Here is a 5,178-nt window from a genome sequence, read left to right on the forward strand (position 1 = left end):
ACCGTCACCTGACGCTGATGCTTAGCGCAGTTGCCGGAGATACGACGCGGTAAAATCTTGCCACGCTCCGTAACGAAGCGGCGCAGTTTTGCAACGTCTTTATAGTCGATATGGTCGACCTTGTCTACGCAGAACGAGCAGACCTTTCTGCGAGGTCTTCTGCCTCTGTCACGTCTCATCAAAGTAATTCCCCTCCAGTCTTAAAATGGGATTTCTTCATCAGGGATAGACGGACCAAAATTGCCAGCATCATTTGGTTTCTGCTGCGGAGCTGCCGGAGCCGGAACACCAGCACCAGCAAAGCTGCCGTCATGCGGGACCGAATTCTTAGAATCGAGGAATTCAATCTCATCGGCTACGATTTCCGTCACATAACGTCTCGAACCGTCCTGTGCCTCGTAGCTTCTTACCTGGATGCGGCCTTCTACCGAAATACGGCGGCCCTTGATCAGATTGTTACCACAGATCTCAGCAAGTTTGCGCCATGCCACAATAGGAATGAAATCCGCTGTGGGCTGGCCATCATTGGCATCCTTGCGAGCGAAACGACGGTCAACAGCCAGCGTGAATGTGCAGACAGCCACACCAGACTGCGTATACCGGACTTCAGGATCACGAGTCAGACGTCCAATCAATATTGCCTTATTCATGAGGTATACCTCCCTGACACCCATATGGTGTAGTACATCTTAAAAGAATACTTGCTTCTTACTCTTCGTCGGATTTGACGATCATGTGCTTCAGGAGCTCGTCCGTAATCTTCATGACACGGTCGCACTCAGCAACGCAAGCCGGCTCGCACGTGATGTCGAACAGGCAGTAGTAGCCTTCCGTGCAGTCCTTGATCTCATAAGCAAGACGCTTCTTGCCCCAACGATCTTCTTTATCGATAGTACCACCGTTGTTCTGGATCAGGTTGCTGAACTTTTCGATGACAGCGTTCGTTGCATCCTCTTCCATCGGTTTCACGATAAATATGACTTCGTACTTTCTCACGAAATCACCTCCCTCTTTGGTCTTTGGCTCCCCTACGATGAGGAGCAGAGTTAATCTTCGCTTTTTCAGCGACTAAATCAGTATACCACGAACCAGACTTGAATGCAAGAAAAATCTTATGCTCCAAAGGCTCAGGCCGTATGGCTGTGCGCGAGTTTTTCTGCCGCCGTCGTGTTGCCGCCGCGCAGCGCAAGCACGACGCCCGCGGCAATCAGCGTAAAGCCGAGCCAGAAATAGATCGTCACGGGCTCAGAAAGCAGCAGCCAGCCGAGGAACGTCCCGACAATCGGCTGGAAAAACATGAAAAGGCCGGCAAGTGAGGCATCCATATAAAGAAGGCCTTTATTCCAAAGGCAAAAGCCCGCCGTCGTCGAGATGAAGCCAAGGTAGAGCACGGAGCCCCAGACTGTCGGTGCGGCCATGGCCTCGTAGTCGGCGGCCGTCGCGAGCCAGTACGCTCCGTATGGCGTCAGGACGAGGAAGGCGATGAGCACGGAATAGAACGTGATGGTGATGACCGAGTATTTGGAAAGGAATTTCAAGAGCACCGACATCAGGGCCCACGTAAGGGCTGCGACGGTCAGCGAAAGTCCGCCAAGCGCGTTGACCTGAAAATTATCAGGGTCAAAGACGATAAAGAGCACACCAATTGTCGCGAGCACGACGGACAAGATGCGCCCGGCCGTCAGTTTTTCCTGCAGGAGAGCGCAGCCGAAAACGACCATAAAGGCAGGTGTCGCCGCCGTGATGACCGAGCCCGTCTGCGCCGAGGTCAGCATCGTACCCGTTTCCTGCGTGACAATCGAAGCAACCTGTCCCGTCAGGGCGGAAGCCAGCAGCAGTTTCCAGTCTTTCCGCTCAATACGCCATGACGTATGCGTCACGAGCATCAGAAAAATCAAAGCCAGCAGAGCCGTGCCATAGCGCATCCAGACAAGCGGCACGGGTGGAATCGTGAAAATCGAGAGACGCACCGCGATGAACATACCGCCCCAGATACTGCCAGCCAGTGACAAAAAAAATGAGCCAAGCAGAAGATTGCGCAAGGATACCCTTCCTTTCCTTTATTATTATGGTATTTATAGACTACTGCTATCGATCTTGAAAGTGACTATGATAATCTTGTCAATTTACATCAACCTGTAAAAGTGTTACGATGAAATCATCCGCACGCATAAGTAATATATCCCTTTTATCTGTTTTATGCAATAAATTTTGGAAAGAAGTGACCGGTATCTCATGGATAACACCAATCTGCGGCTGCTCTTCGTGCTAACCGACCTCATCGCACCGCTGGCCGTCGGCTATTACCTGCATCAGCGCAGCCTCGTTTCGGGAGAAGCCATCAACAAACTCATCCGCTTCAATGTCATCTGCATCTACACCGTACTCTCTGTGCTGAGTTTCTGGGTCCTGCCGATTTCCTGGAGTCTCGTAATCGTCCCGATTTTTGGCTTTCTGCTGATTCTTCTGCCTGGCGCGATTGGCACGGCACTCTTCATCCGCAAATTTCCGAGCTGGCTTGACCGGGGCTCCTATATCGCGAGTGCCATGCTCGCCAATATCGGCACGCTCGGCGGCGTCTGTGCCTTCATCCTTTACGATGAGCAGGGCTTCGCCTACACACAGATCATCGGCACCTGCCAGAACATCCTGCTCGTGCTCGTCATTTTCCCGATGGCTCAGTACTGCTATATGAAACACACCCATGCCATCCGCAAGACGAACCGGCTGCGCAGTTTCTGCGATATGTTCTTCTCCTGGAATCAGCTGAGCCTCGTGGGCATGGCCGCAGGCCTTTTGCTGAATGCCTTTGGCATAGAGCGTCCTGCTGTGCTCGCACCGGTCTTTCAGGGACTCGTCCACATCGCCGCGTGGATTGCCATGCTGCCCGTCGGCTTCCTCATCGATTTTCATCAGGTCCGCCGCTACGCCAAAAGGGTTCGCTCACTGACGCTTCTGCGCTTCGTGATCACGCCGGTGATTTTCGGTATCCTCATTCACTTCTTTGTCAGCGACCCAGTCGTACAGGGAACACTTTTAATCTCCGCGTTCTGTCCGACGGCCATCAACGCCGTACTGACCTCGAGACTTTATCATCTCACAACGGACCTTGCCGTCTCTTCGTTTGTCATCACGACAGGGGCCTTCCTGCCCATCATCTTCCCGGCGCTTTTCTTCTTCCTGCGCTAAAAATATATCGCGCTGCATTCGCGTGAAAAAGCCATCTCCCACAAACATTCATGGGAGATGGCTTTTTTACATCATGATTTTGACTCGTACCAGCTGTCAGTCCGCGTCAATGCTTTCCTGCGCGTTTTTTCTGCGTCTGTAGCGGATGTAGAGCACACCGATGACAACAGCAGCGACGGCGACAAAGACGATGCTGGCCTCATGACCAATCTGCGTGAGGATTTTCCAGCTTTCGCCGAGCATCATGCCGGCATAGAGAATCAGAGCCGTCCAGGGCAGTGCACCGGCAAACGTCAGCAGCAGGAATTTCTTCATATCGACATGGGCAAAACCAGCCGGCAGCGAAATGAACGTGCGCACGACCGGCAGCATACGGCTGAAGAATACAGCCTTGAGGCCGTATTTGTCGAACCAGTTCTGCGCGACATCGACATGTGACTTCTTGATAAAGAAATAATGGCCATAGCGGTCAACGAACGTGCGGCCGCCGTAGTGACCGACGAGATAAGCAAAAATCGAGCCCGCCATACCGCCGATCATACCGGCTGTCAGAGCCCCCGTAAAAGTCAGCTGGTCGGAAAAAATCAGATAACCTGCAAAGCCGAGGATGAGTTCACTTGGAATTGGAATGCAGGCATTTTCCGCTGCCATCAGGATCGCAATGGCGAAATAGCCCCAAGAAGCAATGAATTCCAAGAACATCGTCGAAAACTGTTCCATACTTGCAAGTCTTCCTTTCTAATCTGCTAGAATACGAAAAATCGTTTACAAAAGCATGGCCTGTGACCATGCTTCTTACTAACCCTCATTATACAACACAATCTGGAAAATTCAAGGAAAAGTATGAGGAAGACTCTCAAGAAAATGCGGCTTCGAGCAGGCCGGCACAGCCGAAAAACAGGAAGATCCCGGCCGAAAGATAGCGCATTTTCTGTGCCGGCAATTTGCGATGCAGCAGAGTCCCCGCAATAATGCCGAGACTATCCGCGATCACCATGCCGATGACAGCGCCGAGCAGGACGAGAAGCCAGGAATTGTACTGCGCCGCCATTGTCATGGCAGCAAACTGCGTCTTGTCGCCCATCTCACCGACGATAAACGTCATGGCCACAGTCAGGAGCGGGCCAAAGCGCGAGGGCTTCGTCTGCTCTTCCTCTTCTTCCTCATCATCGCCGCGCAGCGTCCAGACGCCAAAACCGATGAAGAGGCACGAGGCAATGACCGTCATGAGATGCACGGGAATAATCTCCCCTGCCAGCGAACCCACGGCCACGGCCAGCGAATGCACGACAAAAATACCCAATGTCATGCCAAAGAACACGGACTTCCAGTTGTACTTGACCGCAAAGGCCATGACAATAAGCTGAGTCTTGTCGCCAAGCTCTGCCAGGAAAACAACAAGAAATGATGCCCAAAAAGCTTCCATAATAGAATAATGCTCTCCTATATACAAATTCATATACGAAAAAAGCCCGCGAAGCGGGCATAATCTCAAATGGTGCCTCAGAGCGGAATCGAACCACTGACACGGGGATTTTCAGTCCCCTGCTCTACCGACTGAGCTACCGAGGCAAGATGGCGACCCGAATGGGACTTGAACCCATGACCTCCGCCGTGACAGGGCGGCATTCTAACCAACTAAACTACCGGGCCATAAAACAATAATTGGTGGCTCACCCGGGATTCGAACCCGGGACACCCTGATTAAAAGTCAGGTGCTCTGCCAACTGAGCTAGTGAACCAAAACGTGAGCATCAAATTCACTGCTGCAATTAAAGTATGTATTCTGGTGTATCACTCACAGGATATTATTATACAGATACTCAGGCACTCTGTCAAGGAAAATCCGAAAACTTTTTTAAGAAAAATAAAAAATAACAAGAATTCCTTCGTACGTGCGTACGCGCAGTCCTGACACGAAAAAAGCCCCGCCGCAGCGGAGCCCTTGCTTAACCGGCAACTTCCTATCCTCCCAGTCCGTCTCCAGAC

At 51.8% G+C, this 5,178-nt stretch carries 7 protein-coding genes and 3 tRNA genes; 1 reads left to right on the plus strand and 9 read right to left on the minus strand.

Going from position 1 to position 5,178, the window contains the following annotated elements; translation table 11 throughout:
* The 4 genes from rpsR to ACI4OH_RS08965 form a co-directional block, all read right to left on the minus strand.
* On the minus strand, positions 1–179 hold a 179-nt coding region (gene rpsR / locus ACI4OH_RS08950), incomplete at its 3' end, for a 30S ribosomal protein S18 (RefSeq protein WP_439784618.1).
* A 21-nt stretch (positions 180–200) separates the two neighbouring features.
* The gene (locus ACI4OH_RS08955; RefSeq protein WP_432648056.1) at positions 201–650 is read right to left on the minus strand and encodes a single-stranded DNA-binding protein; all 450 of its coding nucleotides are present in this window, start codon (positions 648–650) and stop codon (positions 201–203) included.
* A 58-nt stretch (positions 651–708) separates the two neighbouring features.
* The gene (gene rpsF / locus ACI4OH_RS08960; protein ID WP_432648055.1) at positions 709–996 is read right to left on the minus strand and encodes a 30S ribosomal protein S6; all 288 of its coding nucleotides are present in this window, start codon (positions 994–996) and stop codon (positions 709–711) included.
* A 131-nt stretch (positions 997–1,127) separates the two neighbouring features.
* Complete coding sequence (locus tag ACI4OH_RS08965; RefSeq protein WP_435720957.1) at positions 1,128–2,042, minus strand: DMT family transporter; 915 nt, start codon at positions 2,040–2,042, stop codon at positions 1,128–1,130.
* A 193-nt stretch (positions 2,043–2,235) separates the two neighbouring features.
* On the opposite strand from ACI4OH_RS08965, the gene ACI4OH_RS08970 reads away from it, so the two are divergent.
* Positions 2,236–3,189: an AEC family transporter gene (locus ACI4OH_RS08970; protein ID WP_432648052.1), complete on the plus strand. Its 954-nt coding sequence runs from the start codon at positions 2,236–2,238 to the stop codon at positions 3,187–3,189.
* A 96-nt stretch (positions 3,190–3,285) separates the two neighbouring features.
* Here ACI4OH_RS08970 and ACI4OH_RS08975 read toward each other — a convergent pair whose 3' ends face one another.
* The 5 genes from ACI4OH_RS08975 to ACI4OH_RS08995 all read right to left on the minus strand — a co-directional run bounded on the left by ACI4OH_RS08975 (position 3,286) and on the right by ACI4OH_RS08995 (position 4,931).
* Entirely contained in the window at positions 3,286–3,909 is a 624-nt protein-coding gene (locus tag ACI4OH_RS08975) for a DedA family protein (RefSeq protein WP_432648051.1), read from the minus strand.
* 136 nt (positions 3,910–4,045) lie between these two features.
* Positions 4,046–4,615: a TMEM165/GDT1 family protein gene (locus tag ACI4OH_RS08980; protein ID WP_432648050.1), complete on the minus strand. Its 570-nt coding sequence runs from the start codon at positions 4,613–4,615 to the stop codon at positions 4,046–4,048.
* A gap of 70 nt (positions 4,616–4,685) precedes the next feature.
* Positions 4,686–4,761 (minus strand) — tRNA-Phe (locus ACI4OH_RS08985).
* 4 nt (positions 4,762–4,765) lie between these two features.
* Positions 4,766–4,842: transfer RNA gene (locus tag ACI4OH_RS08990), tRNA-Asp, on the minus strand.
* A gap of 13 nt (positions 4,843–4,855) precedes the next feature.
* Positions 4,856–4,931 (minus strand) — tRNA-Lys (locus ACI4OH_RS08995).
* Positions 4,932–5,178 lie beyond the last annotated feature (247 nt).

Source organism: Mitsuokella apri (genome assembly GCF_051886055.1).
GTDB lineage: Bacteria > Bacillota > Negativicutes > Selenomonadales > Selenomonadaceae > Mitsuokella.

Bases quoted from the DNA above. Each gene is read 5' to 3' on its own strand.
- ACI4OH_RS08980 (WP_432648050.1), bottom strand. From the start codon at position 4,615: ATGGAAGCTTTTTGGGCATCATTTCTTGTTGTTTTCCTGGCAGAGCTT.
- ACI4OH_RS08970 (WP_432648052.1), top strand. From the start codon at position 2,236: ATGGATAACACCAATCTGCGGCTGCTCTTCGTGCTAACCGACCTCATC.
- ACI4OH_RS08975 (WP_432648051.1), bottom strand. From the start codon at position 3,909: ATGGAACAGTTTTCGACGATGTTCTTGGAATTCATTGCTTCTTGGGGC.
- ACI4OH_RS08955 (WP_432648056.1), bottom strand. From the start codon at position 650: ATGAATAAGGCAATATTGATTGGACGTCTGACTCGTGATCCTGAAGTC.